Genomic DNA, 26,237 nt, shown 5'->3' with positions numbered 1-26,237 from the left:
CAAACAATTCGCCATTGAATTTTTTCTATTTTCAGAGACAGGGATTAGGCTTTCAATTAATTATCTGACAAAAATTAATTTGTTAATCAATCCTTAAGCTTTAGTGTTTTACACTGATATAAAACGAGAAGGAGAATACCATGACTAATAAAATATTAACTGAACGCTTGAATAATGAGCTGGATGAACTTGGTGTTCCATGTCTAATGACCGAGCGCGTGCAAGTTTGTTCCAAACTATTTAATTTGCCTAAATTCAAAATGGAAGCCTTATTGAATGGTGTCATTGCTATTGATGCCAACTCAATACAAAAAATTGCCGATGAACTTGAGGTGAATAAGGATTGGCTAGTAGGCGGCATTAAGAAAAAAACAAAGCACTAGAGGCTGTTGACATTTTTCCGACAGCTGACCTACTGCGGCTTTGTCCGCAGTACTCTACAGACTTGACTCAGGATCTCTGTATTTAAAAAGGCACTAATCCATATTTATGTTGCCAATTTTTAAAATAGCATTTTCCTGAAATGACAGGATTTAATGATTTTTTCGAATGATATCTTAAATCTCTCCGCTATCATGGCTTTTGTCTATCATTGTAAACTCCCTGACATCATGTGCTTCTCCACCCGTTACTTCAAAGTCCAAGGGAAAAGCAGGCTAATTGTTGAAGTATAAATCAACAACGGCACATACTGATCAAATCCTATATTTAATGCTTAAATCAATGAGTTAGATAATCTTAATTTAATAAAATTACCTCTATTATTTGATGAAGAATCAAATTGATTCTGTTAGAATTGGTTTATCCTAGATGTTCAAAGGAATAACAATAATAAATCAGTGGAGAACAGGATATGTTTAGTTTGAAAAAAACAACTGCGGCTGTACTTGCTCTAGGAAGCAGTGCTTTGTTTGCCGGTACGATGGGACCAGTATGTACTCCAGGCAACGTAACTGTTCCTTGCGAGAGAACAGCATGGGATGTTGGTATTACCGCGCTCTATCTGCAGCCAGTTTATGATGCTGATTGGGGCTATAATGGTTTTACTGATGTTGGTGGCTGGAGAAATTGGCATGACGTTGATTTAGAATGGGATTGGGGCTTTAAACTAGAAGGCTCTTATCACTTCAACACAGGCAACGACATCAATGTCAATTGGTACCATTTGGATGCCGACACCGATCATTGGGCGTTTGTTGATCAATTGCACGCCTACGATATTACCTGGGATGCTGTGAATGCTGAACTGGGCCAATTTGTCGATTTTAGTGCGAACAAAAAAATGCGCTTCCATGGCGGTGTTCAGTATGCCTACATCAAAACAGACGTTAATCGTCATTTAAACGGCTTCTTTTTAGATAACTTCAATTCGAAATTCAATGGATTTGGTCCCCGTACCGGTCTTGATATGAATTATGTATTCGGTAACGGGTTTGGTATTTATGCAAAATCAGCTGTTGCTATCTTGGTTGGTACAAGTAAATTCCTGGATAACTGTACTGTCTGTGGATATTCTTATGGTTCCAAAAATGCAATTGTGCCAGAAGTTGAAATGAAGCTGGGAGCAGATTATACCTATGCAATGGCCCAAGGCGATTTGACTCTGGACGTTGGTTACATGTGGTTTAATTACTTCAATGCATTACATAATACTGCTGCCGTGAATGTTGGATTAGGGGCTTCATTGGAAACCGACTTCTCTGCATCTGGCCCCTACATAGGCTTAAAATACGTTGGCAATGTCTAACAAAGATTCAAAACCATGTTGCTAATCTAATAATGATCAAGCAGCAGTATGCAAAAAACCCGTATTGACATAGGCTAATACGGGTTTTTTATTCCTCTCTGTTTAATTAAATTAGTTATCCTCTCCAGACTTACTTGTAATAGTAGCCATCTAAAATAAAATTTGGTAAAAGCATTTCAATTTATATCAAACAAACACTATTGCAAAAAACAATCGTGATAAGGATCATGTGATGCCCAGTTGCAAAAATACCCCCTGTCTGACAAGACTCTTACAGCTGACCTGCGAAGTCATTTGATATGCAAGCATCTCAACCTCGAAACCATTGGAAAAATGTCAATCGTATCAAAACATGATCTTGGATTTTTTGGTGTTAAGCCATCCTGGACAGCCTTAATTCAGGATTACTTTGGAATTACTCACGAAGAACTCTGTTTCTTAAGTAAAAATGATGCAAACTTCCATTACCAGGAACTGTTTAAGCACCGATTACTGCTTAAAGAAAATGAGCTTAAATTGAAGAATCACATTCGTGATTTGCTACTTAGGCTATAGGAAACGCAATAAGCTGCTGATTCTGCCCGATGCATAATTCTTTTCCATTCCAAAGATCGTGGGTTATAATGAAACCATCTGTCACCAGCCGTTTATAAAAATAAACATGCCTGATGTTCTCGGCAAACCTGATGCAAACCAGATTCCAGATGACATCTGGCTTGACATTCTTATCAATTATCTTCAACCACAGGATGTTGTTAATCTGTCTGAAGTCAACAATCGCCTGAACCGACTTTTCACAACTCAGCATACTCAATCTGAGCAATTGAACCGAAAAAAAACATTGGGAATTCTGAAAGTATTTACAGGACACAGTTCCACCTTCCTGTTTGCGCGCCTCAATGGCAAACAAAGATTATTTAGGAGTGCAGTGGATAGCGATAACATAACCCCACTATTAATGCCCATCTCACTGCCAGAGAACATCTCTTTTATTGAATCCATTCAATCAACATTCAAACACACTGTTGTTGTAGGTCGTGATAATCACAACCAAATTATAGTGGTAACAAATAAAATCAATCAGGATTATGCAAAACAAGAAACCAGCCACAATCAGCTGATTCCCCTTCCATTACGCAACAATAACATTTCTCTGGTATCTGTCGGGAATAATGAAGAGAACTATATTTTTAACCCTATTTTTCTCTTATCCCGCAATGTAGCAGGGCAATTGAGTCTTCAATTACATAAAATAAATAGCAAGGCTCCATTGGAAACCACAATTGAGGATAGAGACTGCCAGTTGCCCATTCCATTGCCTGAAACGTTCAAAACAGTAACAAAAATAAACTCAGGGGTGTGGCATACCGTCATTGCAGGCTATGATCAACACAACCGGCCTCAAATTGCTAGCTTTGGAAAAAACTGCGATGGTCAATTAGGTACAGGGGATTGGGAAAACCGAGATACTCCCACCCTGGCAAAGCTTCCCCCTGAAATGCATACACTCCATAAAATCCAAACCAGATTTTTTCACACCATTGCCACTGGGCTTGATAAAAATGGATACCCTATCGTTGCAAGCTGTGGTTATAACTCTGATGGCCAATTGGGAAGCGGGGATAAAGATAATAAAAACATATTGACTCCCGTCAAACTTCCAGAAAATATGAAATCAGTAGAAATGGTCGCCACTGGAGTGAAACATACCGTCGTTGTGGGCAAAGACATAAATAGCAAGCCTGTGGTTGCAACCTGTGGGCACAACGGTTATGGGCAGCTGGGTACAGGCGATGAAGAGAACCGGCTCTGCTTAACCCCCATAAGGATTCCCGAGGATATTACAACTGTCGATTATATTGAAGCAGGCACCTATCATACTGTTATTTGTGGGCGGAACATGAAAAATCAGACGATTCTTGCTTTATGTGGGTGTAATTCAGACGGTGAATTGGGACTTGCTCCACAAAAAATCGCCAAAAAATCATCCCTGATGACCAACCCAGCCCTGTTCTTTCCACCGAGACAAGACAGAAATGCAATAAACAATCTGATGAAAATTAGTAAATTCTCGCCATGTAATTTGCTATGAAATTTAATTTGTTTCCATAGAGAAAAATGGAGCTCCAGCATCTCATTATTTTTCCGGAAGAAAAGAACCAATCCCACAACCAAACCACTCTCTTACTTATATCTGTTCTGATAAATGTAAACCGGATGTTCGAAAAGCAGGAGGACATTTTATCGACACAGGGATGGATGGTGTTGTGGTTGATGGTAAATTGGTTACGGGAGCAACATGGCTAGGAAATGCCCCTGGATGAGAGAATTTCTTCATATCTTGCAAAATGAGGAATAATCATTTTGCAAAATTATTGGCTATGGGCAATCAGATTAAGTTGAAACCAATTCACTGTTTATATAAAAAGTACATTCTTAACCCATGATTGTTATCGTATTCCGCTGCAATGGTTGTTTGTAAATCAATTGCAGCCACTTTTTTATAGAATTGCCCAGTTTCTGGTTGCCTTTGATTAAAAAAAGTATGCCGATTAAGTTTATTAGACAGTTTTGCGATTTTTATCATAGATTCTAACGCACCTTCAGCTGTTAACTCTCCTTGCTTATATTTTTTATAATCATCAAATATCATAGCTGCGCCATTAGGTATATTAATAACCTTCCCATTTTCCAGCTGGCGTGTATTTCCACCCAATAGACCTAATTTTCCATCTAGCTGAATCACATCCTGAATAATTTCATCAATTAAATCATGAGCGTTTTTAATCTTCTCCTCAGATGGGTTTTCAGAAGCTGTTTGAGAAGAACTCTTTTCTTGAGTACCTTCCTCTACAACAGTTTTCTGCGAGATAATTTCTTGTTCTTTAACAGTAGACTCATGCTCTTCAACTTCTGTTTCCGCTTCAGAGACTCTTGTTAAACCTAACTCAGCTACCCTTGGTTTTAATGATTCAAATTGAGTGGAGCATTGTTTAATTTGTGCTCTTAACGTTTCATTTGAAGTAACTCTTTGCCAAAGCTCCTGCGCAATCTCCTCAACACCAGGCCATTTGTTTTTGCATTGCCATTCATTTTGCTTAGGCTTAAGGTCCATTAAGGCTCTTCCAATTTGCTTTAATTCATGAGTTGTTGGATTTACAGGGTCAGAAACCTGACTTAATACTATATGAAATTTTCTGAGAGGATCTGAGAGTTCTGAAAGTTTAATAGCTCCTTTAATAACTGGTAATGTCACAGGATTTAATTTTTTATCCTCATCAACATAATATAGAGCCCATTCCCCAGTTTTATCCCTGGGTCTAATCAACAAATAGGAATCCGTTTTTAACTCAGAGGGTGTTTCTGCAGCAATACACCAGCTGTTTTGTTTCACTTTTAGTTCATTGGCATAATGATCCAAATTAAATAAACCAGTCTTTTGAATATTAAAGGCTATCAGTTGGACTGCATTTTCAAGTCTTTCTTGAAAACTCATGTTTTCTATCCCCGGCCTTTTGATACTGGGAACCCAACTGGCGTCATTTTTATTGTTCTGTGGTACATAAAAATAATCTGGCGCCTCCACACTCCCATTGATTAAATAACGTTGATCTTGTAATTCCCAATGAACCGCACTAAGTTCACTTTTGTCATTCAAAACTCCCATTTTTTTTAACTGATGAAACAAAAATCCTGGGCCAGTTACGCCTAATGTTTTAGCAACTCTCTCCCCTTTTGTTTCCTTCATTGATGCATATTCATGAGTGAACTCAAAAGAATCTCTCGCAATATAAGATTGCTCGATCGCATCTGCTAATTGCTGGATTATTTGATTTCCTTTGCTACATAAAATGATGTCATTGCAAAGAGCATTATTTGCTCCCTGAGACCAGGGAGACAATAAAAAACCAAAAGGCGCGTGAATTTCATCAGGGAAAGGCGTGGAACATAAGATATCTGAATCCAGATAAATCCCTCCCTCTGCAGCCAAGATGTTTAATCGCAACATATCACTCGCCATCCCATAATTAGGAGATTCCTGATCGAGTTCGTGACGTATACTATCCCGGCACACACCTTCATCATTAATATCTTTTACCGTGATGCCTTTGGATTTCATGTCTTGAATAAACAGTTCAAGTTCTTTGGAAGGAGCGATTTTTTTATCTACCCAAACAATCGTTTCATAGCCAGGGTTCTTTTCAGCCCATTCGGAGACAACCTGGATGTTTTTTTGAGGCATAATATGACCAACCCATATAAAATGAATTTTTTTGTCAATTTGAGCCTCTTGACCAGTCTGTGGTAAATTTTCTGTCTTCATATCAATTCTCCAACCTGGATATGAATACATTTTATACAGACTGATATTAAGCCCGGATGAGCATCATAAGAATAAAACTCATAGTACATGCCTGTTAAGAATAGCCAGAACCTAACGAGAGCGATTAAGAAATAAAGAATAACTACAAGCCGATTTCCCAGGTCCTAACCCATGAGTGTCGATGGATTTCCGTAACGATTATCAATATAATTTTCCGGTAAATTTGTGGCTTTAATTTGCTAGGAACACAGCCCAAACCACCAAGGATTGAATCATGAAGACCTTAATGACCTGCATTTTCTCCCTCATAATATTATTTTCACAGCCTTTTAAGCCTATTGTTTTTGCTCATACTAATAATACCAATAATCAAGTTTTATCAGCCTCGGCTAACAACAGTGTGGGCAGCAACGTACCCAATAACATTTATGTCACACCTCAGGCTTTTTGGAATTTATATTTTGATTTCACCGGAGATCAAACTCCAGGATATCCCAAAGGTAAAATTAATATTTCCCAAACCTTATTTCAGTCAGAAATGAAAAAAAACAGCAGCTTGGCGCAGCAAAATGAAGGCCAATTAATCCTGTTTATCAACTCAACACTGTATATTTATAATAGTGACCGTCAGCTTGAGCTAAAACAATTGATGCGTACTGCGCCAAATTCAGGATTCACTGAGATGACTGCGATATCACATATTGGTCCAGCTCTGATGTATCTCGCAAAAATTAAAGAAAATGGCGATGCAAGCTGGAAATCACAAATGGAAAATTTACTTAAGGATATCCAGGCAGTAAAAGTAATCAATGCACAAATACCCAATAATTGGCTGGAGCAAGTCAATGCGCCAGCCTGGAAGCCTCATCTCACTACAATCCATAATATGATTGATTATGCCTGTTCTATGGCAGGCAATTATATGAGTGATGTATTGAACGAAAAATTATCGTTTGATATGGCCTCTTTACAAAACGACTTTCTTAATGGCAATAAAACGTATCCTATCCCTTATAATAACGTCATGATCGGCACTTTTATGTTAACCGCCTTGCAAAGCATGGATCAGCTTCATAGTAAAATAAGCCAATTAAAAATAGATTGGCCTCATGCGAAGGTAATTATCCGTTTTGTCGCAGGATCTAATGTTTCAGCTGGCGTGACTAAAGGCAGCAATTGGTTGGTCCCATTTGTTCAAGCACTATCCAATAATACATTAGCTGCAGATAGAATTTATATCACGCCTTATGCTGCAGCAAAACCATCGTTAGGTGCTCAAGAGTTAACACAAACCGATTACAACTATTATAATAATACGGTATGGGGCGCAAGACATAACCGTACAATAATCGCCAATGAAGTATTTACCAACATTACGAGCATCTTCTTACCTGATCGCCCTGCTATACCCGGTGATTATACTTATTCCAAACAACCTAAAATCGAAGATTTTCTAATGCGCTTAAAGTTTTCATTGGCAGAACCAACTGAGATGTTATCCAATACTGTTGGGTTTTGGATGGCTGGTGAACTTGCCGAAAAAAAATGGAATTACAATAAAATCAGCATCCCGGGTATTACTACTGGTTTCCCACAAGGCATATCCACCTATCCGAACAATAATCCTGTAATTCAGCGATGATAAAAAAATTACTCGCAAGTGCCATTTTATTGCTCATATTTCCTATTTTAGGACAATCCAAAATGGTACTTGTCCCCTATCAATATTTAAAAACATCGGGAGCACGAGATATAACACCTTTTACGCTCGATGGGGCTCAATACCTTGCTATACCTCCGTTGTCGAAAGATGAGTCTGATACTCCTGCTAATATCAACAGCGGCAAAGCCAAAGTTGATGTACTCATTTTTAGGTGGGTTAATGGGAAGTTCCATTTATATCAAAAAATCCTGGGGCATGGTAACGAAGGGGCCGCTTTTTATGGAAAAAATTTATTTTATTCCAGAGCTTTTCAAAAACTGGCGGGCGTGCATTTTCACATTTTACTATAGATGGAAAATTTTACCTGGCTTATGCCAATCTCCTTAACCCTTCTAATATTTATCAGTGGGCAGGTAACCAATTCATGGAATATCAACCTTTAGAGGGATTGGGAGGACGAAATTTTGTCTATTTTTCCAGCCATGGTAAACATTATCTGCTCCGAATCAATTTTATTACTGGTTCACGAATAAAACCGAAAACAAAACTGTCATCCCAACTGTATCAAAGGATAAATGGTAAATTTAAGGTGGTTCAAAACATCACTACATCAGGAGGAGTTGATGCAGCCGTTTTTTCAGTGAACAACCAACGCTATCTGGGAGTTGCAAATAGTTTGAATGAACGATCTCGATTTCAAACAGACAGCATCATTTATAAAATAAAATAGCCCAAAGCAATGCTCACAAAGCAATCAAATTATCCTCTTAAGGTTTGATTAATATTCTTACATTATAATTACTCAATATAACCTTTGAGTGAGGATATCAAATGAAAGATTTTGTCATTGTTGGGGCTGGGCCAATAGGCTTATATTGGGCTGCAAGACTTGCACAAATAAAAGAAAGTTGGCAATTACCTATCAATATCGTAGTTATCGACCCTAGGGCTGGCAATTACAATCGAGAAAGGATAGTATCCAATGAAGCAATCAAATCGATAAGCTCTCAATTCTCAATTAGCATGCCGTCCGGCAAAGGGATCCCAAGTGAGGCCATGTATATCAGGGACTTTGAAAAATCACTATACAAATATTGCGAAAGTAAGGGTGTAAAATTTAAAAAAGGGACATTCTCCGGCCTGAGCGACAATTTGGTTTCGTATATAGATACTAAGGAAAACATCCTTACAGTTAAATGTGACATGGTAGTTGATTGTTCTGGTTCTAATCGTATGGTTCTCAAAGAAACTAATCGCTTATTGGGAAAAGAAGTATTTGAAATCAAGACATTGGGAAAAAACCCACATACCAATCATTTTTCTTGCTATATGTCATTAAGTACTGAAGAAGCAAAGAAACTACTCATCCCAGACGAAATAGATCCCTTGCTCCAGGCGAAACAACTATGCAAATTACGACAGAAATATGATTGGCCAAATTTTTCATTTCCAGTGGTCGACATACGCTCTGCAAAAAATGAAGAAGGTGGCGTTAATTATTTTATTTATTATGAAGTACCCGATAATTTGAAAGGGAAAGACACGATTGTACAAATTGAATTTCTTAAAGATTTACTCAAATTGAAATACGGTTTTGAAAATATTGATTTTACAATTCATTCGTTTGGACACTTCCCTGTTTGCCCCAAGTATGTCGATAAGCCATTTTATCTGGGGGAAGGAGCACCTGCTGTTCTTGCGGGCGGGGATTGTCAAATTGAACCCGATTATCGTAAAGGAATTGGCATAGAGAGTGGAATTAAACGTGCCAATTTTCTATTTGATACTGCTCAACTTACAAGCAAAGGACTGGAGTTCCTGTTTGATAATTATTACCAACAAGTAGCCAGATATGTAGGTTATCATGGCAAACTGATCGAACAGTTTTATCTGGAAAGAGTAGATAACATTAATGGCTCTTCACTTGAACAAGCAAAGAAAATTTTTTGCTCCGCTTGCGGGTCAGTTAAAGAAATCGAAGATGTTGCCACCATTGCTAGCGAACTAAAGCTTTTAGGCAATGAGCTTTTCAAGAAACCTAATTATGAAAGTGCTTTGGAATGCTATCTTACTGCCATCCATTTGTATCAATCCTTTGAGAAAGCCATGCCGCTAACAATGGATTTTGTGACATTGCATTCCAATGCCTGCCAAACCTGCCTGAAGTTAAAAGAGTATGGACAATGCATAAATCTGGCAAATGAAGGCATCAAGGCTTATGCGGAAATAAAAATAGAGGATAAAGACATGCTTTTCAAATTATTATTCCGAAAAGCCTCAGCCCTCGTTGAACTAAGTAATGTTTTTGATGTCAAGACACAAAGAAAAGAGCTGGATGAGGCATTGAAAGATCTGAAAGAAACATATGAGCTAATAAAGGAAAACTCAGGTGTGAATAATGCGGCTTTTGTTAAGCAGATTCAGACCAAAATTGTAAATATCGAGAAAAAACTTCCTCCCCCACAAGAAGAAGTCAATAAAATCGAATTTATTTAGCTTTAAATTGGTAACATTATAAAAATGCCTGGCTTGGTCATTAATGGATAAAAATCTATCTGACAATGAACAAGCCTGATCATTATGACTCTCTTCCCCAATAAATTTTCAATAAAGCTCAATGCTGCTATTCTTAATTAAAATAGGATTGATGGAGGGAGTGAAAATGCTAAATAAGGGATATATTAAAACAACACCCTATGGATTAGGATTTTCAGAGCTTTTTTTCGAAGATAATTTAAAAAAATATTTTTCTGATCCTGCATTAGAAGTTTTATCAGCAGAATATTCTCCTTCTGCCAGTGATAAAATGGCGTGGTCTGTCAAACACCCTAAACAGTGGGATCATCCCATAGGAGTCCAGCGCTACAAAATAAGCTTTAAAAAAAACGGTAAAATACAAACCCGTCATGTCATCGCCAAATCTAAAATTAGCGATAAGCAATATCTCCAGATTATATCGAATGCTTTTGCAAAATGTGGTATTCAAACGGAAATACCCATGTCTGATTATTTGTCGCAACTGGAATTTTCCAATTTAAACAGGAAAGAAATCACTATTTACTATATGCAAGATTCGTTTGATGCCTTTCGACATGCTATGCCATTATGCTATGGGTCTTATTTAGACGAGCAAGAAGAAATTTGTGTATTAATTTTAGAATGCCTTGATGAAGAATGGCTATCCCTTGATCCTTATGATACCTCGAAATGGGATCAAACAGCAATTGAAGCATTGATTGATGCAATTGCCTCAGTGCACGCCGTCTGGTATAGAAAAGAGAAAGCGATTGCCGAGATCAAAGGCTTCAAAAATCCATTAAATATCGACCAAATGCAACGCTTGATGCCCTATTGGAATGCCTTGGCAAAGGCGGTTAAAACATCAAACTTGCCTTTTCTTACAAAGGAAGATTATTTATTCCATATCCATCTTATTGAAACTATACCGCAATGGCATATCAAAATTGATACTATGGCTAAAACATTGGTACAAAATGACTGTGTACCGAAAAATATTGCATTATGTAATCAAAATGGGACAAAAAAAGTTTTGGTTTATGATTGGGAAATTGCAACTATTCATATACCACAGCGCGATATTGTTGAGTTTTTGTCTTATGTCTTACCTGAAAATTTCGATAGTAAGGTATTAGGTAATTATATAGAGAGACACCGAATAAAACTTGGCGAAACAACAAAACAGGCGATTGATGCAACACAATGGCGACTCGGATTTCAATATGCTTTATACGATTATTTAATACAGCGTGTTTTTCCACAAATACCTTTTGAAAAGCTTGAAGCTCGTAACATAGCAAAAGTGTATAACAACGCCCGTCGCATGATGGCCTTACTGGACTAATTTTCTGGAGTGATTAAGGATGACTCATATACGTGTAATACTACCCGGGTACAATACTAAAGTTTTAAACAAGGACATGTTGAAACTATTTGAAAGCCCTGACTTGGAGTTAAGTGTTGATTATGCTGACATTGCGGTTGATGCGGTAAGGCGAGAATTTGATATTGCCTTGATAGCACCTTATCTCATAAAAAAAGTAATAAAAGCCGAGCAAGAAAAGGTTCATGCCATAGTGATTGATATGATGGCAGATGTGGCAATGCGTGCACTGCGCGAGGCAGTGACAATTCCTGTCGTCAGTCTTGCTGAAACAGCAACACATGTTGCAGCCATGATGGGCAATAATTTTGCGATTATCAATACAACAGATGAACTGACGCCCATTCAGGAAAATTTGGTCCGTAGTTACGGGTTATATGATCGGTTGGCATGTATCCAAGGCATACAATTGGATCCGCATGACGATTATCGCTCAGAAAAAACAATCCATGGCTTAGTTGAGCAATGTGCGGATGCCGTGATAAAAAAGCATGCTGATACACTTATTTTCGGGTCAGGGCGCTTGATTGGTTATCGTGAAGTTATTCAAAAAGGTTTAGAGGAAAAAGGCTTACACATCACCATTATTGAGCCCCTGCCTACAGGAATTTATTTTGCAAAATTTCTGGTAGACTCCAAAATTTCCCAAAGCAAATATGTTTATCGGTCACCCGATACTTCCACGATAAAAACGTATTCAAAAATTTTGGAGAATTAATCATTTTGATTTTATCTCAAATCTCATTATGCCTAGTGGTTACTGATAAACTTTCTTTCCATCAATATAAACAGCAACTAATTTGTTTTCGCGGGATCTAGCAATCACTCTTGCCAGACGATATTGAAGTTCATCAAGGGCTAACTCTTGTGACAAAGAAGAAAGCTCTGCTAGAGGATAGTTATTCCTGTCATCCAGGATAATCAAATCCGCCTTTTTACCTGCTTCAATGCTGCCAATTTGCTTCTCTAACCCCAGCAATTTCGCTCCGCCAAGAGTGGCATGATATAGCCAGCTTTTTGCATCAATCAGAGCCGTCTTATTATCAAGCCTCCATAATGCTTTATTAGTAAAACTCGCTAAACGCATTTCATCAAAAAGAGAAAGACTGTCCCCTCCACCACTGTCTGAGCCCAATCCAACCTCAATCCCCAAGTCTTTAAAAAAAGAAACCGGCGCCATTCCCATAGCAAAAGAAAAATTACTGGAGGGACAATGGCTAATTCCAACTTGCCCAGCATAGTCACCCATGCGTTTCATTTCGTGAAGTGATAACAAAGTGCCATGTGCAAACACAGTCTTATCAGCAATACATTGTGTGGATTCAAATACGTCAAAATAATCATGAGCTGTGCTAAACAAGCTTTGAATCAATTCATCAAACCCCTCATCCTTGTCAAGATGTGTATGCAATATCAGCTTGTTTGCACGGGCGAACTCACCTGCCTGCTTCAACATAGCCGCAGAACAAGTCACTGCAAACCGGGGAGAAACAGTGATATCTATATTATTTTTACCATGGTAATTGTCTTTTAAAAAGGTCAGATCTTTAAATGCTTGATCACTATCAACCAGTAAACTATCAGGTGCATTTCTATCCATCAACACCAATCCAATAAACGCTCTGATACCCATGCGCGCAGCCACATCGCAAACTACTTCTGTTGCTTCTCGATTGCTGGTTACCATAGTGTTGATAGTCGTTGTGCCAGAACCCAAACAAGTATGCATAAAAAGCTCCGCGTGGCGTTGACATCTTTTCAGGTCATTTGCGAAAGCTGCTTCTGCAGGAAAAACCAAAGCATTTAACCAATCCATCAATGGCAAATCACCAGATCCACTAATAGCGTACTGGGAAAGATGGCTATGTGTATCAATTAGGCCTGGGAGGATTAAATGATCAGGATAATTTGACACTGTATATGATATTTCTTGATTTAAATGGGCCTGCTCACCCACCTCAATAATGCTATCACCATCGATCAAGACATAACCTTTCTTGATAAGAAGACTTTGGCCAGTTTGCGTAGGAGTGATAATATCCCCTAAAATTAGATGAGGAATGCTATTCAATTCATATCCTGAGATTTATTTCTTACTATCAAAAAGTATAGACAACCTCTTGGACTAACTGAAATTTGGGCTAAAAAATATCATAGTAAAAAGAGCTCTTTCTTTTCCACTTGGGTAAGAGAGAGCTCTTTTGTAAGATTAACAACTTGAGTTATTGAAGCAATGAGTTTTTATTTAACTCTCATATAAAATAAATCTCGCTTTCTCGCGCAGCTGTTCTTTCTTTTGAAATTTTGTCCATATGCTCATGAGCTACCTCTTCATTTCCTTTGCCAAGGCTGGAAAAACGCAGTGAAACGCCACCCGGGATTAAACCGCGATTAAAGAACAATCCGCAGTAATCTGTTGTTGAGTAGGCTTTAGGTCTATTGACATTGAATTCAAAAGTCAAGCTCTGCAATGCTTTAATAACTGTTGATTTGGCAGCATTAACCAATCGCTCTTGCATTTCGGGAGTAAAATTCTCACTGTACCAATCCAAAAGTTCTGGCACATCTATATCAATAAATTTTTCAGGGTGAGATTGCTCTTGTAATTCCGCAAAAATATTTTTCAAGACATAATCATGCTTGGAGACAATTTTTTGCTGACAAAAATTGCGTTGAAAGAGCCCTGGACCTGTACCATCATTTGTTTTACGCTCAATAATGGTTAGTCGTTTTTTCCGTAAAGCAAGACCATCAAATTCCTGTCTTTCACCACTTTTTGGAGAAATAACCTCAAAGGATTTGTAAAGACTCACTGCCAACCGCTCGGAAAAATCCTTGATAGTCAAATACAACTGCGGATCGCTGGTTTTCAGGCTAGAAGGTTGAATAGATTGCACCAAACCCTCAGCAAGGTGACTTGAACCACTTAAAACCTCTGTGCTAACAGGCGCCTCAGGATCAGAATCACCTTCTTTTCCTTCCCATTTTTCCTTTCCTTTGTCACGATCATTCATTGGCGTTTCTAATAAACGCTCCTTATCGTCAAAGATTTCCCTGTACAATTCCTGTAAGGTTTCTTCTCCATCAGAATCATAGTCAATCAACTCCACCCCATCTACGATTTCACCCTCTTTAGGAGAATAATAAATCAATGGAGATACAGTCTTGAAATTTTCAAGACTATTCAACCAGTCTTGCAATATTTTATCCACTCCTTCAGATTGACTCAAATCTTCCATAGCTTGTAAATATCGCACTTGATAATTACGAGATTCGGGAAGCAGGGCTTTTTTGTCTATTTCCTCACTTCTCTTTTTCACAATGGCTCTTAATCCTTCCAGATATTCAATCAAGGGTGGAATTGTCCTTTTTCTTTCGCTGGCAAAATTCTGCCTGGCTGCTTCGATTCGTTTTTTATAGTACTCTTGTAGCTCCTGCTTTCTGTTAGCCCAGATACCTGTTAGTTCCTCCCTAATAACCTTTGTTTGGGTCTTGCCTTTCATCATGATAGAGTTCACTTCCTCAACAAACTGTTCATAATAGTTTACATAAGGAGTATTGCCTTTCGGATGTGCGCCCCTCAGAAGACGGAGTTGTTGTTTCATTTCATGAAATTCCTGGGCGTAAAGTTTTCTTTCTAGTTTCAGACTTTTAAGTTTATTTTTCAGTTGCTTAATTACGATTTCGTCATTACTGTCAAATTCAGAAATTAGCTGCGGAATTCTTTTGATTTCATTATCAATAGCTTTCAATCTTTTCTCATAAAACCCTAGGATTTGGCTATGCTTTTCCAAATCAAAAACATCGCTTGGTTTTAAAGTTCCAAGGTGCTTAAGATAATGACTCATAACATAAGAATAGGCTTTAAATAAATCACCATTACTATTGGTTTGCGGATCAGTCGAGAAATCAATATCTTCATTATCCCGTAAACTATCGCGACGTCTGTCCTCAAGTAATTTGAGTTCTTTTAGTGCCCTGCGCAACCCTCTCAATTGGCACGGGATTTTAGGTATGTTGTTGTCAGGTCTAGATAAAAGCGCACGAATTACTCCTGTTATTCTAACCACTTCATCAATCTCTTTAATGGTCTTGTGCAAATCATCGCTCGATTGAGTTTTCTCCAATTTATCAATCAACTGCCCAATTACTTTATCCAAAAGACCACAAATCGCTTGTTCTTCTGCCAATTTTTCATTCTTTAAAAGATCAACGTATAAGGATTTGAAATGAGGTGATACCTTGCTATTTCTGGCAGGAATATCCGGTAAACACAAAATCGGGTCATTAAGATTGAGCTGGCGCTCCAGTTCATTTACTCCCCTTTTGGCTAAAACGTCATTCCAATCCTCCTTGACAGTTGGAGGTTCTTTGACAATGACGCGATAACCGGCGTCAACGAATGCTTTCTTAGCCTTGCCAAATTCTGAATTAGCGAAAGGATTCTCCACAGGATCGTCATGATCTTTTAGTAAAACAACCGTTGCTCCAGGGGGATAGTGAGTTTTGACATAGGCCAAGCTAGCAGGCAGTTCAGATACGCCCATTGATGCTAACACAGAATAGTTATTTCTGACCTCATGCAAACTAGCCACACTTGCCGCTGTTTCAACTCCTTCGGCAATAAAAACAACATTGACATTATCTGTTTTATTAATAACAGCGGCATTACCTTCTCGCAGAGGTTTAGTCGGTCCTAAATATTTCTTGCAAAAAAAATCTGAATTTTCAGGATTTGTCGCTTTGTTACCAGCAGTGTCAATTTGTATTATCTGCAGACCAACAAGTTCATCATCCAGATTGTAAACAGGGACAACCACATAATCTTTATAAGGTTTATTTTTATCAAACTCTGGAATACCAATAGGGCCTTTTAAGCTTCGTATCTGTAATTTTTCGGCCACGTCTATCGGGATTTTTCGAGTTCCTACGATATACTTTTCAGCAGGGGTGTCTTTTAAAGGTACGCTTCTTATCCATAAATCATTGGCTAATTTAATGCTTTTTTTATCAGTAATATATTTATTCAATTGATTAATTTCTGGAGTTGTTGTCTTGCCCATACCTATCACCTCACTTAAATGAACAGGACTTACGGAAAAACCCAAGGTCGAGGCAGAAAATGTTTTTAATGAGGGAGTTTAGATAAACTAAATGACCGAATTAAAAACATTTTTTAACATAGAGATTGGGATTTTTCGTAAGTCCTGATGAAGTGAAAATTTTGGCATATTTAGCTTAAGGAAATATTAAAAAACAACACAAAATGAATATAAATCAATCAAATGATTTGCAATTGCTGGTAAAAAATAGAAGTGACTTATCTTATATCAAATTATAATTGTCTCTGATGTAAATCATGGATAAAACATAGGCAGCGAGCTATGAAGATGAGAACAGTATTCTTCATTCTCTTAATAATTCAGGACAAATCATCCAGGCAATACACCAATCAATCCCATCTGCTTTATCGAGGCAAACAAGACTGCCAGGTTTAAATGAAACCAAAATGTGATGTTCCTCTTCCGCAACAAGTTGGCTGACCAGTTTATTCATAAACGGCAAATGCCCTACAAACATCATGTTTTGTTTTAATTGATTAATCTCTTTTGCCAATGGTATGACATCATCAAACGGCTCAAGCCCTGCTCTGGACTCAACGCCATTTTTGCTCAAAACATGACTAGACAAACTCTCTGCTGTTTGTTGTGCTCTTAATTTTCCACTGTGGTATACACAGGACACTTCGATTTTAAGCGGGGCAAGGAAGTTGCTTAACAATTGAATATCTTTCTGACCCTGATCACTCAAAGGTCTTTCAGGATCAATATCTTTATCCAAACTGTCACCATGTTGAACAAGATAAATTTTCATCTCACCCTTTTAATTCATTAGCTAATTTATTAAAGTGTAGACTCATTTGAAATAACAGATAAGAAAAGCTTGTAATGAAACCTAAAATTTCAGTATTTATTGCAACAAGTCTCGACGGTTATATTGCAAGAAAGGATGGCTCAATAGATTGGCTTATAGAAGCAAATTCTCTCGCCTCTCCAGGAGAGGATTGTGGATATCGATCATTTATTGCTACCATAGATACGATAATTATGGGTCGATATTCCTATGAAAAAGTTATTACATTTGATGAATGGCCATATGGTTCCATACCGGTAATAGTAATGAGCTCAAAACCCATACAGATACCAGAACACTTGCAGCATATCATTACAGTGTCTAACCAAAGTCCTCCTGATTTAGTTAGCGAATTATCCCTCCATGGCATTCAGCATGTATACTTGGATGGAGGTATTGCTATCCAGGGATTTCTTCAAAATAATCTTATTAATGAGATGACCATTACAGTAATACCCGTTTTGATTGGTTCAGGCCGCTCTTTATTTGGCTCTCTTAAGAATGATATCAAACTCACACAGCGGTTAACTACTAGCTATCCAGGCGGCTTTGTCCAAATTAAATACCAGATTGGTGAATAGCCAGATACTTTAGTCCTATTTACTCTGTAATTGTAATGTAGCATGCAATTGCTATGTTATGATGGTATAGTGCCAATTTACCAGTAACAGGATAAGAAATGGACATTCGCTATTTGATCTATGCTTGGGGCAGCAGCATTTTATTCTTTATTTATCTTTATTTAAGTTACCTAGTGATTATCCAACGTCGTAAATATCATGTGCTCTATTTAACCAATGATGATAACGCATTTATTGCCCGCTTTCGCGCGCATGCCAACTTTGCTGAATACGTTCCGCTCACCTTAATCCTTATGGGGATGTCTATTATACTCCAAATCCCCCCTTTATTATTAACTGTTTTAATGTTTGCTCTAATTCTGGCACGCTTGGGACATGCTTATGGTTTAATCAAAAAAGAAGCAAAAAAACAATTTAAATTTCGCATTTATTCGGTTGCAACAACGTTCATTATCATGGGAATTTTAGCGATTTTTAATGTAAGTAAAGCGACGATACTATATATCGTTATATAATAATTTATATGATTTTAGGTTTTTGGCGATTTGCCCCTATAATGTGCGGATGAAACAATGGAGATACTCATCAAATACATATTGACTTACGCCTGCTACAGAAGCCTTACCCTACTGAATAATTCTCATTGAGCCGCATCACGACATATTAATTCATTAAGGAATCATATTGTTTAAGAAAACCAGGGGCTCATTATCGTCCCAATCATCCTCGCTACTACTATTGTCATAGCTCCAATCATCCCATTTATCGCCTATAGAAAACTCCTCTTTAAACTCATCATATCGATTGTTTAATAGAGAATAAACTTGCTCAAACCATTCATACATCTCGCTGAACAGATCGTTGTAAATATCAACGTCAATACGTTTAATCAGGCCTATCTTATCATTGAGATCTTCCAGGTAATTATGTAAATGCTTAACCACAAATTTGTAGTACTCAAGGTTGTATTTATCATGATTCAACAGAAGATGGCTTATCATAAATTTTGTTTTTAATCTCAATACATCTACTTTTAACTGACAAATTTGCTTGCTCAAATCTTGCTTATCCTTTTTGAATAAGAAGAACCAATTAAAAAGGACATACTTTAACCTGATCTCCAGTTCTTTCATTTCTACTAGCAACGCCGAATTGAAATCTTTATTTTTGAGTAGTTCACTATAAGAGGACTCGATATGGTTTAAATCCTTCTCGAATTCTTTCTTAACCGATTGGTAAATACTCATACTTTTCTTATCATGCGGATTGATAGCAAAAAATTTTGTGTAAGCCACTAAAACCCCAAACTTTAAAGAATTAAAAATGCCCTAATAATATAATACAAACAACAGATTGGCACTTAATTTTTCAATTTGATTGTTTAAAGCAATTATTTTATTTAGCAAATTGGTTTATATAATTCATAAGTGATTCTTTTAATAAAGACTACAAGAGTAGTAAAAAAGTATTTAACTTGATGAACACTTTTTTATGTTATCTGAATAATAAATTCATCAACCCTCCTTTTCATATAATCTGACGAGCCCAAAAGTTAATAAGAATTGAGCAACATAATAAGTAAACATAACAAAAATTCTTACATCAGCTTGGGTATAAACAAACAAGTTAAGTGCCAGGGTTAAATCAGAAATTAAAAAGAACAAAGCGCCACTCCCAATCGTTAAAGTTTCCTTTTTTACTTGGAAAGCACTAAATACCATAAGCATCAGAACACAGAAGTAAATCATCACTGGAATTAATAAATCACCAAGATACGGGATTATGGTAAATGCTATAAACCCCATTAATAGAAGAATGAGAATATAATAGAAAAAATGTAATTTATTAAATTGAAATGATTTTAAAAACAAAGCGATATAAAAACAATGCGCTAACAAGAAGCAACCTATCCCTAATTCTAATTGTAATGCAACAGGTAAAGTCAATACCACATCCCCTGCCAAGGAAAATACAAGTGCCAAGATTAGGAAAATTTTAACCAATGAGGGGAGAAAAGTTCTGAATACCCCAACAATTAGACAAACTATTGGAATAGGTTTTAAAACAGTAGTAGCAGGATATTGGATAAACGAGAGACTGACCAAATAAATGACTGCGGTAAACAAAAACACCCAAGACACTGGTTTGGAAAAAGAATAAGTCATAAATAGTCCCTTATTGTAAAATCAAAGTCATTGATTTGAGCTGCCTTATACCTCAACCCTACTAGCCTTTTTATTGTATTCAATCAATCTTAGGGCTTGTTATTGATGTTGTTTTGGCTGATCCATCCCCATATAAATACGAGTTGATTAAAATTAAAGCGCTCTCGGTTAATGTTAACGCAACCCCGCTTAGTTTAACAACATTGAGTAAAGGACTTGTCTCTCCAGTATCTGTATACGCCTCAAATGCCTGTAATGCCAACAGTGTAAATCCGGCAGTAAATTGCACCGCACCAACAATTTGTCCCATATAAGTATACGCGGAATCATCACCCTTGTTTCGATAAAAACGATTACCAAAAAAACCTATCGCCCCAATAACCATGCCACCAACCGCCGTTACAACATTTCCATTAGTTACTTGCTCACTGGCTTTACCTAATGCATACAGTATGGCAGGCCCTCTTGTTGCCAATTGAATATTTAGCTTTCTTGCATTCTCATAAACATCTGGGCCTAAAGTACCATGTTCTTCTGAATTTGATGGTGAATTTCCTGATTCAGATTTTTCTTTTGTCATTATTAACTCCTGTTTAACAAAATTCCGGGTAAGATAGTATCCTTTCAATTTATCAGATTGTACCTAAACCCTCCCAAAATACATACATATTTCCAAACAGGTAGAAATTTAATTTATCGTCTATAGTTAAATTAAATGCCTAAAATAATAAGAATTTTTCCAAATTGAAAAGAGGAGAAAATATGTTAAAACATCTACTCGGTGTAGCATCATTATTTTTAATATTGAACCATCAATGCTTCGCTGAAGATCATGAAATTGCCATTACTATTGACGACTTACCTTTTGTGGGCTCTGGAACAAGCACTCCAGGAAATCTGAAGCGAACCCAGGAAAGATTTATGGCCATAGTGAACACTTTGGTTGACAATCAGGTTCCTGCCACAGGTTTTGCAATAGGAGGGGCTATAGCGAAAAATGAATGGGAGCTTCTGGAAATTTTTCGTAATCAAGGTTTTTCAATTGGCAACCATACCTATAAGCATCGAAGTTTAAATTCAATGACTGCAGAAAATTATATTGCTGATATCGAAAAAGCGGATACCGTTCTATCCCCTGTCATGACTGAGCCAAAATATTTCCGTTATCCTTATCTTGCTGAAGGCAGTGGAGAAAAGAAGCAAAAAGTGCATGAGTGGCTGGCTGCCCATCAATACACGATTGCTCCTGTCACTATAGATAGCAAAGATTATGAATTCAATGCACAATTTTATAGAATACCATATAGACAAAGACCACAACGTTTAGCTCAATTTAAAAAACGCTATCTTGCTTTTATCTGGCAACAGACCCTGAGAGCAGAAAAAAAAGTCAAGAAAGTAGAAGGACAGCCTGTTAAACATATTTTACTCATCCATGCGAATCTGATTAATAGTTTGTGTTTAGCTGATATCATTGAAATGTATAGAAGCAACGGTTATAAATTCATTACTCTGCAAGAGGCTCTAAAAGGGAATACAGCGACTCCAATTAATGATTCATCACCAACTGAAGCTTTGAAATCGGAAACCGAAAAGAAAGAAATTAATGAGCCTCAATCTTAAAAAGTATAGAGTTATTTCTTGAAACAAATGATTTACAATGCTATCGGGCATTCATTGTCACAGGACTGGTGAATCCCAATAGCCAAATAAAAAATTGCAAAGACAGGACTTTCGCCCCTACTTCAACTGCGCCAAGCGCGATAATGCATGTGCCGGCAGAAGAAGCCAATAATGACCCTCGTTCTTCATATGTCCAGCAATCAAAGTGGCTTTGTCACCACCGCCCCAAAATACATCACCTCTTACTTTACCACGGATAGCCCCACCAGTGTCCTGAGCTATCATCAAACGTTGCATAGGTTTATTGACGTCAGGATTTTTACTATCTGGTCTTGTAGTGTTTAACCACAGAGGCGCTCCCATTGGTATCCATTGTTTATCAATAGCAAGAGAATAACCGGGTGTTAATGCCACTCCCTGTGAACCCAAAGCCGCTTCTAATGACAACTTGCGGAAAAAAACAAATGATTTATTTTGATTGATTATTTTATCCATTTGCTTGGGATGAGCTTCCAGATACTTTTTAATCCTTTGCATGGAAGCATTGTGCTTGGTCATAATACCCTTTTTAATTAGTACTCCAGCAATGGCAGTATAGGGGGCACCATTTTGACCGTCATAGCCTATAAAAATTCGTTTGCCATCTTCAAGCTCAATGATTCCTGAGCCCTGAATTTCTAAAAACAACCTGTCCACAGGGCTATGGATCCACACCAAAACACGTGCTGTGTTTTTAATTGCTCCTTTGTTAATTTCCTCTCGAGTATAAAATGGTACAACTTTATTACCCGCAATTCGTCCAATAATTTTCTTATTTTTTAAATTAGGAAGAAATAAACCCAAGTCAACAGTCACTAAGTTACTGGGTAATTCATAAATAGGAACACTAAATTCATCTGATTTAGTATAACTGCCTTTAATTAAAGGCATATAATAGCCCGTAAATAAACCTTTCACTGGTTTATCATCATAGAACTCCACAGGGGCAAACCACTTCTCAAAAAATAATTTTGCTGATTGTTCATCAACAGGATTTATTTTTAAAGCAGCACGACAGGTTGGATGCCAATCTTTTGCCTGTAAATCAATCTCCTCTGTGCCCACAACACGTTCAGGATTTTGTTTTAGAAAGGCTCGACAAGATGTTTGAAAAGTTTCTAACGATTTTTTAAGTTGTGCATTCTCCCACCCAGGTAAATGTTTAAAGCTTACCTGCCTGAAAGTTGGCTTGGGAGATTGCAACCACCACCATACTGCTGCGCTTAAGATAATTGCAGCCAAGGCTACTGTCAGATAAATTAATTTCGATTTCATAGAAGGTCAATTTTTACACGTGATGGAGAAAAATGCAACTAAAAGTTATTGCTATTAGTCCATCTTACTACAAAAAACATCCGGTTATAATAGCTTTTTTCCAATAATTTCAACCAGTTAATATTTTAAAATTTTTATAATCTGGCAAGTATCTCCAGCTGATTACCCCTTCCTTCACCTGTATTTCCTCCTCTGGACAAGAGGACAAATTGCTACCCAATTTGATAAACCTTAATTGCATGATAGAAAATTCGCCATGCTCCTCGTCTTGTAATACGGTGAATCTAAAATGGTGAGAAGCATATTTTTGCCCATCCTTATTAAGAACCAAACAAGAAAATTCGTTCAGGTCCTCAATAAAATATCTGTATTTTTTCTGATTTAATATGAGCAAACATCCTTTATTGTTAACCAACTCGTTTGCTATTTTATTAGCTCCATAATCCTTTTGCACATAACAATCCATACCTGCATACAATAACGGTGAACGAGCGAGTCGCATCATCCAATGTTCCAACTGATAGAAATTTTGATGAAATGTCTCCTGTGAATTGAGTGCTTTGTATTGCAAGAATATCTGTTGGAGGCTTGCCAAAACCAATAAGCTCATCAAGAAAGTTATACAAAGCGTCATTAAAAGAATGAAACCAGAGTCGGTTTTTTTCATAAATTTCGTACCGAAACACTGATTTTACGTAGCGTTTCCTTATCGCTACCAATTGAAAAATCCAATACTGACCTCTGTTTGATAAGGCGTCTGGTAACATAAAATTCATGAATGAATGGACTTAATTCTTCTGTTTGAAACAGTTTGTAATGTAATGTCTTTTCACCCTTTTCATTTTGTTTAGTAAACCATGTTTCTTCAAGCCACTCTCCCAAGTAAGCAATTTCGTCGTACCGGAACTGCAGTGGTTTTTTTAAAGTAATTTTATATCCATTGCTTAGTTTATCTATTTTTGAAACTGTATGTACTTCTCCTTGCCGGCAATCAGAAATAATTAATGGGTGTTTTATATTTGATATTACTGACTCTTCAATCACTATTTGTGTTGGGCTCATAAAATTTGCCACTTCGGTATAAACATCACTCATTCTGTTAATACGAAGTTGGACTTGTGGCATATTTTCAATTTGAAAATTAATTATTTTCCTCTCTGCATGTCGAGAATCAAAAGTTTTTAATTTTTCGACACTTACGCATGGAGTAAATCCAGCCTTTCTAATACTGTCGCTTAGTAAATCACCAATCCACAGCAAATCAAAATTAATTTCTAACCGTTCTTGTGCCTTTAGGTATTGAGGCTTGCTTCTTGTATAAAACTGGGTAAGGGTTATCGTTATAATACTTGCCAGAAAAAGACTAATTAGCATCTCAGATAAACTAAATCCTGTTTGTCTTCCCATTTCAATTAGCATCCAGATCATAGGAGCGAATAATTGACTGGCTTTTTTTAAACCACGTAACATTCAAAATGATTTTCTTTTGAGATCGCCTGATATCAAAATGATAATTTGAAGGCGGCAGAGGGAGTTTATTCTCACTAATATATAATGCTTCATCTACTTGATCTAGATATTGGGAACCTTGAATTCGCCAAATAAGATGATTGATTATATCTCTGGTTTTCAGCTGTTGTTCCACTAACATCAGAACTACCGTTGTCATTAGCATTAATGACACAAGTACTTCCATTAGAGTGAAACCCTGGTGCTTGCTCATAATAAATCTCTTCCTGAGGTTGGACTGCCCATGAAGGTTAACTGTTCGTTTATATAAATTCAATATAACGATTTATAAATTCTAAAAAATAAATTCATTCGTGACAGCTGGCATATGCTTAGGTAATATAAAAACATTTTTCTGTCTAGGAATAGAGTTATGTCTATTGATTTTCAACAATTACCTCATGCCGGAATACGTTCTTTAATTCCTTATGTACCAGGTAAATCCATCGAAGAATTGGCAAAAGAAAAGGGAATAACTGATATTATCAAGCTGGCTAGTAATGAAAACCCATTGGGATGCAGCCCATTAGCCCTTTCCGCCATTCAGACTATGTCATCGCATTACATAGCAACCTACCCATCGCCCTGGAACCATCCTTTAATGTCCAAACTTGCAAGTTACTTAAAAGTAAAACCTGAGCAATTGTTTCTAAGCAATGGGTCTGATTACCTGTTTAATATTTTATTAAATTGTTTCGCTCTTCATACCGACAGACATATCCTTACTCATGATTACGCTTTTAGCACTTATGCCATCCAAGCCAATTCCCTGCAAATACCAATAAATAGTGTGCCTATTGGTCACAACTGGGAGGTTAATATCACTGATATCGTTAATGCTTGCAATCAACAAACAGGAATTATTTTTATAGCTAACCCAAATAATCCAACTGGGGTGCTAATCCAACAAGAAGAAATTAAATATTTATTGGAACAAATTCCGAAAAGTACTTTGTTAGTTTTAGATGAAGCCTATTATGAATTTGCTGCTAGCCAATTGACTGTCAATAGTTTGGATTGGCTTGAAGAACATCCTAATTTGGTTGTTACTCGTACGTTTTCAAAAATCTATGGTATGGCAGGTTTGCGTTTAGGTTATGCTATTGCCAACCCATCCATTATTAATATTTTAAAACGAGTACAATTGCCATTTATAGTCAATCAAGTTGCTCTTGCAGCAGCCTATGCTGCCATCGATGATGATGACTTCATCCAGTCTAGCCTCAAAATGACTAATGAAGGGATGTCGCAGCTACAGGCAGGCTTTAATGAATTAAACATAAAATACTTACCCTCTTCCTGTAATTTCCTTACTTTTGACTGCGAAGAGGATAGTATGACTCTTTATAATGATCTATTGGATAATGGCATAATAGTAAGACCTCTGCATGCTTATAAGATGAATAATTTCATCAGGGTAACTATTGGGACCAAAGAACAAAATTCCAGATTTCTAACAGCACTGAAAAATTTTTATTTGTAACTCTTTTTAAATTA

Annotated in this window: 25 protein-coding genes; 14 read left to right on the top strand and 11 right to left on the bottom strand. The window is 37.0% G+C overall.

Annotated elements, in window-relative coordinates:
- Nucleotides 1–140: 140 nt before the first annotated feature.
- The 4 genes from OQI99_RS02685 (at nt 141) to OQI99_RS16230 (ending at nt 3,839) form a co-directional block, all read left to right on the top strand.
- Nucleotides 141–383 (top strand): hypothetical protein, encoded by a 243-nt coding sequence (locus tag OQI99_RS02685; protein ID WP_265731292.1) that lies wholly within the window; start codon nt 141–143, stop codon nt 381–383.
- Nucleotides 384–853: 470 nt separating this feature from the next.
- Nucleotides 854–1,747, top strand: a complete 894-nt coding sequence (locus OQI99_RS02680) for an Lpg1974 family pore-forming outer membrane protein (RefSeq protein WP_061514443.1) — start codon at nt 854–856, stop codon at nt 1,745–1,747.
- A 333-nt stretch (nt 1,748–2,080) separates the two neighbouring features.
- Nucleotides 2,081–2,302: a hypothetical protein gene (locus tag OQI99_RS02675; protein ID WP_265731291.1), complete on the top strand. Its 222-nt coding sequence runs from the start codon at nt 2,081–2,083 to the stop codon at nt 2,300–2,302.
- A 106-nt stretch (nt 2,303–2,408) separates the two neighbouring features.
- Complete coding sequence (locus OQI99_RS16230) at nt 2,409–3,839, top strand: DNA helicase UvrB (RefSeq protein ID WP_416209977.1); 1,431 nt, start codon at nt 2,409–2,411, stop codon at nt 3,837–3,839.
- Nucleotides 3,840–4,157: 318 nt separating this feature from the next.
- Here OQI99_RS16230 and setA read toward each other — a convergent pair whose 3' ends face one another.
- On the bottom strand, nt 4,158–6,110 hold the full coding sequence (gene setA, locus OQI99_RS02660) for a Dot/Icm T4SS effector SetA (protein WP_265732341.1): 1,953 nt from the start codon (nt 6,108–6,110) through the stop codon (nt 4,158–4,160).
- Between the two features lie 235 nt (nt 6,111–6,345).
- Between setA and OQI99_RS02655 the strand changes: the two genes are divergently transcribed.
- The 6 genes from OQI99_RS02655 (at nt 6,346) to OQI99_RS02630 (ending at nt 12,353) form a co-directional block, all read left to right on the top strand.
- Nucleotides 6,346–7,713, top strand: coding sequence for a DUF5624 domain-containing protein (locus tag OQI99_RS02655; RefSeq protein ID WP_265731289.1), 1,368 nt, complete (start codon nt 6,346–6,348; stop codon nt 7,711–7,713).
- Nucleotides 7,710–8,084 carry a hypothetical protein gene (locus OQI99_RS02650; RefSeq protein ID WP_265731288.1) on the top strand — a complete coding sequence of 125 codons (375 nt, stop codon included), beginning with the start codon at nt 7,710–7,712 and terminating at the stop codon, nt 8,082–8,084. Before OQI99_RS02655 ends, OQI99_RS02650 begins: the two co-directional genes overlap by 4 nt.
- The gene (locus OQI99_RS02645; RefSeq protein ID WP_416209985.1) at nt 8,027–8,464 is read left to right on the top strand and encodes a hypothetical protein; all 438 of its coding nucleotides are present in this window, start codon (nt 8,027–8,029) and stop codon (nt 8,462–8,464) included. Before OQI99_RS02650 ends, OQI99_RS02645 begins: the two co-directional genes overlap by 58 nt.
- Nucleotides 8,465–8,565: 101 nt before the next feature.
- A complete protein-coding gene (locus OQI99_RS02640) occupies nt 8,566–10,230 on the top strand; it encodes a hypothetical protein (RefSeq protein WP_265731286.1) in 1,665 nt (554 codons plus the stop codon).
- A 166-nt stretch (nt 10,231–10,396) separates the two neighbouring features.
- The gene (locus OQI99_RS02635; RefSeq protein ID WP_265731285.1) at nt 10,397–11,596 is read left to right on the top strand and encodes a 3-hydroxy-3-methylglutaryl-CoA reductase; all 1,200 of its coding nucleotides are present in this window, start codon (nt 10,397–10,399) and stop codon (nt 11,594–11,596) included.
- Between the two features lie 19 nt (nt 11,597–11,615).
- Complete coding sequence (locus OQI99_RS02630) at nt 11,616–12,353, top strand: aspartate/glutamate racemase family protein (RefSeq protein WP_061514348.1); 738 nt, start codon at nt 11,616–11,618, stop codon at nt 12,351–12,353.
- A 39-nt stretch (nt 12,354–12,392) separates the two neighbouring features.
- Here the strand turns inward: OQI99_RS02630 and OQI99_RS02625 are convergent, their stop codons facing one another.
- The 3 genes from OQI99_RS02625 to sixA form a co-directional block, all read right to left on the bottom strand.
- Complete coding sequence (locus OQI99_RS02625) at nt 12,393–13,706, bottom strand: amidohydrolase family protein (protein ID WP_265731284.1); 1,314 nt, start codon at nt 13,704–13,706, stop codon at nt 12,393–12,395.
- A 181-nt stretch (nt 13,707–13,887) separates the two neighbouring features.
- Entirely contained in the window at nt 13,888–16,698 is a 2,811-nt protein-coding gene (locus OQI99_RS02620; RefSeq protein WP_265731283.1) for a toprim domain-containing protein, read from the bottom strand.
- Nucleotides 16,699–17,041: 343 nt separating this feature from the next.
- Nucleotides 17,042–17,509, bottom strand: coding sequence for a phosphohistidine phosphatase SixA (sixA, locus tag OQI99_RS02615; protein ID WP_265731282.1), 468 nt, complete (start codon nt 17,507–17,509; stop codon nt 17,042–17,044).
- Between the two features lie 74 nt (nt 17,510–17,583).
- On the opposite strand from sixA, the gene OQI99_RS02610 reads away from it, so the two are divergent.
- Nucleotides 17,584–18,129 (top strand): dihydrofolate reductase family protein, encoded by a 546-nt coding sequence (locus OQI99_RS02610; protein ID WP_265731281.1) that lies wholly within the window; start codon nt 17,584–17,586, stop codon nt 18,127–18,129.
- 98 nt (nt 18,130–18,227) lie between these two features.
- Nucleotides 18,228–18,644 (top strand): MAPEG family protein, encoded by a 417-nt coding sequence (locus OQI99_RS02605; protein ID WP_265731280.1) that lies wholly within the window; start codon nt 18,228–18,230, stop codon nt 18,642–18,644.
- Nucleotides 18,645–18,800: 156 nt separating this feature from the next.
- Here the strand turns inward: OQI99_RS02605 and OQI99_RS02600 are convergent, their stop codons facing one another.
- The 3 genes from OQI99_RS02600 to OQI99_RS02590 form a co-directional block, all read right to left on the bottom strand.
- Complete coding sequence (locus tag OQI99_RS02600; protein ID WP_265731279.1) at nt 18,801–19,424, bottom strand: hypothetical protein; 624 nt, start codon at nt 19,422–19,424, stop codon at nt 18,801–18,803.
- 219 nt (nt 19,425–19,643) lie between these two features.
- Entirely contained in the window at nt 19,644–20,294 is a 651-nt protein-coding gene (locus tag OQI99_RS02595; protein ID WP_265731278.1) for a lysoplasmalogenase, read from the bottom strand.
- Nucleotides 20,295–20,373: 79 nt separating this feature from the next.
- A complete protein-coding gene (locus OQI99_RS02590; protein WP_265731277.1) occupies nt 20,374–20,874 on the bottom strand; it encodes a hypothetical protein in 501 nt (166 codons plus the stop codon).
- 182 nt (nt 20,875–21,056) lie between these two features.
- Here OQI99_RS02590 and OQI99_RS02585 point away from each other — a divergent pair, with 182 nt between their 5' ends.
- Complete coding sequence (locus tag OQI99_RS02585) at nt 21,057–21,917, top strand: polysaccharide deacetylase family protein (protein ID WP_265731276.1); 861 nt, start codon at nt 21,057–21,059, stop codon at nt 21,915–21,917.
- 117 nt (nt 21,918–22,034) lie between these two features.
- Here OQI99_RS02585 and OQI99_RS02580 read toward each other — a convergent pair whose 3' ends face one another.
- The 4 genes from OQI99_RS02580 to OQI99_RS02565 form a co-directional block, all read right to left on the bottom strand.
- On the bottom strand, nt 22,035–23,231 hold the full coding sequence (locus tag OQI99_RS02580; RefSeq protein WP_265731275.1) for a murein transglycosylase A: 1,197 nt from the start codon (nt 23,229–23,231) through the stop codon (nt 22,035–22,037).
- Between the two features lie 109 nt (nt 23,232–23,340).
- A complete protein-coding gene (locus OQI99_RS02575; RefSeq protein WP_265731274.1) occupies nt 23,341–23,898 on the bottom strand; it encodes a hypothetical protein in 558 nt (185 codons plus the stop codon).
- A complete protein-coding gene (locus tag OQI99_RS02570; RefSeq protein WP_322783690.1) occupies nt 23,895–24,701 on the bottom strand; it encodes a hypothetical protein in 807 nt (268 codons plus the stop codon). The genes OQI99_RS02575 and OQI99_RS02570 overlap by 4 nt, the downstream gene beginning before the upstream one ends.
- A complete protein-coding gene (locus tag OQI99_RS02565; RefSeq protein ID WP_265731272.1) occupies nt 24,640–24,954 on the bottom strand; it encodes a type IV pilus modification PilV family protein in 315 nt (104 codons plus the stop codon). Before OQI99_RS02565 ends, OQI99_RS02570 begins: the two co-directional genes overlap by 62 nt.
- Nucleotides 24,955–25,113: 159 nt before the next feature.
- Between OQI99_RS02565 and hisC the strand changes: the two genes are divergently transcribed.
- Nucleotides 25,114–26,223 carry a histidinol-phosphate transaminase gene (gene hisC / locus OQI99_RS02560; protein ID WP_265731271.1) on the top strand — a complete coding sequence of 370 codons (1,110 nt, stop codon included), beginning with the start codon at nt 25,114–25,116 and terminating at the stop codon, nt 26,221–26,223.
- Nucleotides 26,224–26,237: the final 14 nt, after the last annotated feature.

Origin of the sequence: Legionella sp. PATHC039 (assembly GCF_026191275.1) — a bacterium.
Lineage (GTDB): Bacteria > Pseudomonadota > Gammaproteobacteria > Legionellales > Legionellaceae > Legionella > Legionella pneumophila.
This window is presented reverse-complemented; position numbering and strand designations above follow the sequence as displayed.

What these genes read in the sequence shown, in the direction of transcription:
- OQI99_RS02590 (WP_265731277.1), bottom strand. Translation starts at nt 20,874, where the DNA reads ATGACAAAAGAAAAATCTGAATCAGGAAATTCACCATCAAATTCAGAA.
- OQI99_RS02610 (WP_265731281.1), top strand. Translation starts at nt 17,584, where the DNA reads ATGAAACCTAAAATTTCAGTATTTATTGCAACAAGTCTCGACGGTTAT.
- OQI99_RS02565 (WP_265731272.1), bottom strand. Translation starts at nt 24,954, where the DNA reads ATGAGCAAGCACCAGGGTTTCACTCTAATGGAAGTACTTGTGTCATTA.
- OQI99_RS02585 (WP_265731276.1), top strand. Translation starts at nt 21,057, where the DNA reads ATGTTAAAACATCTACTCGGTGTAGCATCATTATTTTTAATATTGAAC.
- OQI99_RS02685 (WP_265731292.1), top strand. Translation starts at nt 141, where the DNA reads ATGACTAATAAAATATTAACTGAACGCTTGAATAATGAGCTGGATGAA.
- OQI99_RS02640 (WP_265731286.1), top strand. Translation starts at nt 8,566, where the DNA reads ATGAAAGATTTTGTCATTGTTGGGGCTGGGCCAATAGGCTTATATTGG.
- OQI99_RS02570 (WP_322783690.1), bottom strand. Translation starts at nt 24,701, where the DNA reads ATGTTACGTGGTTTAAAAAAAGCCAGTCAATTATTCGCTCCTATGATC.
- OQI99_RS02630 (WP_061514348.1), top strand. Translation starts at nt 11,616, where the DNA reads ATGACTCATATACGTGTAATACTACCCGGGTACAATACTAAAGTTTTA.
- OQI99_RS02675 (WP_265731291.1), top strand. Translation starts at nt 2,081, where the DNA reads ATGTCAATCGTATCAAAACATGATCTTGGATTTTTTGGTGTTAAGCCA.
- OQI99_RS16230 (WP_416209977.1), top strand. Translation starts at nt 2,409, where the DNA reads ATGCCTGATGTTCTCGGCAAACCTGATGCAAACCAGATTCCAGATGAC.
- OQI99_RS02655 (WP_265731289.1), top strand. Translation starts at nt 6,346, where the DNA reads ATGAAGACCTTAATGACCTGCATTTTCTCCCTCATAATATTATTTTCA.
- OQI99_RS02635 (WP_265731285.1), top strand. Translation starts at nt 10,397, where the DNA reads ATGCTAAATAAGGGATATATTAAAACAACACCCTATGGATTAGGATTT.
- OQI99_RS02595 (WP_265731278.1), bottom strand. Translation starts at nt 20,294, where the DNA reads ATGACTTATTCTTTTTCCAAACCAGTGTCTTGGGTGTTTTTGTTTACC.
- OQI99_RS02580 (WP_265731275.1), bottom strand. Translation starts at nt 23,231, where the DNA reads ATGAAATCGAAATTAATTTATCTGACAGTAGCCTTGGCTGCAATTATC.
- sixA (WP_265731282.1), bottom strand. Translation starts at nt 17,509, where the DNA reads ATGAAAATTTATCTTGTTCAACATGGTGACAGTTTGGATAAAGATATT.
- hisC (WP_265731271.1), top strand. Translation starts at nt 25,114, where the DNA reads ATGTCTATTGATTTTCAACAATTACCTCATGCCGGAATACGTTCTTTA.
- OQI99_RS02605 (WP_265731280.1), top strand. Translation starts at nt 18,228, where the DNA reads ATGGACATTCGCTATTTGATCTATGCTTGGGGCAGCAGCATTTTATTC.
- OQI99_RS02650 (WP_265731288.1), top strand. Translation starts at nt 7,710, where the DNA reads ATGATAAAAAAATTACTCGCAAGTGCCATTTTATTGCTCATATTTCCT.
- OQI99_RS02575 (WP_265731274.1), bottom strand. Translation starts at nt 23,898, where the DNA reads ATGAAAAAAACCGACTCTGGTTTCATTCTTTTAATGACGCTTTGTATA.
- OQI99_RS02680 (WP_061514443.1), top strand. Translation starts at nt 854, where the DNA reads ATGTTTAGTTTGAAAAAAACAACTGCGGCTGTACTTGCTCTAGGAAGC.
- OQI99_RS02620 (WP_265731283.1), bottom strand. Translation starts at nt 16,698, where the DNA reads ATGGGCAAGACAACAACTCCAGAAATTAATCAATTGAATAAATATATT.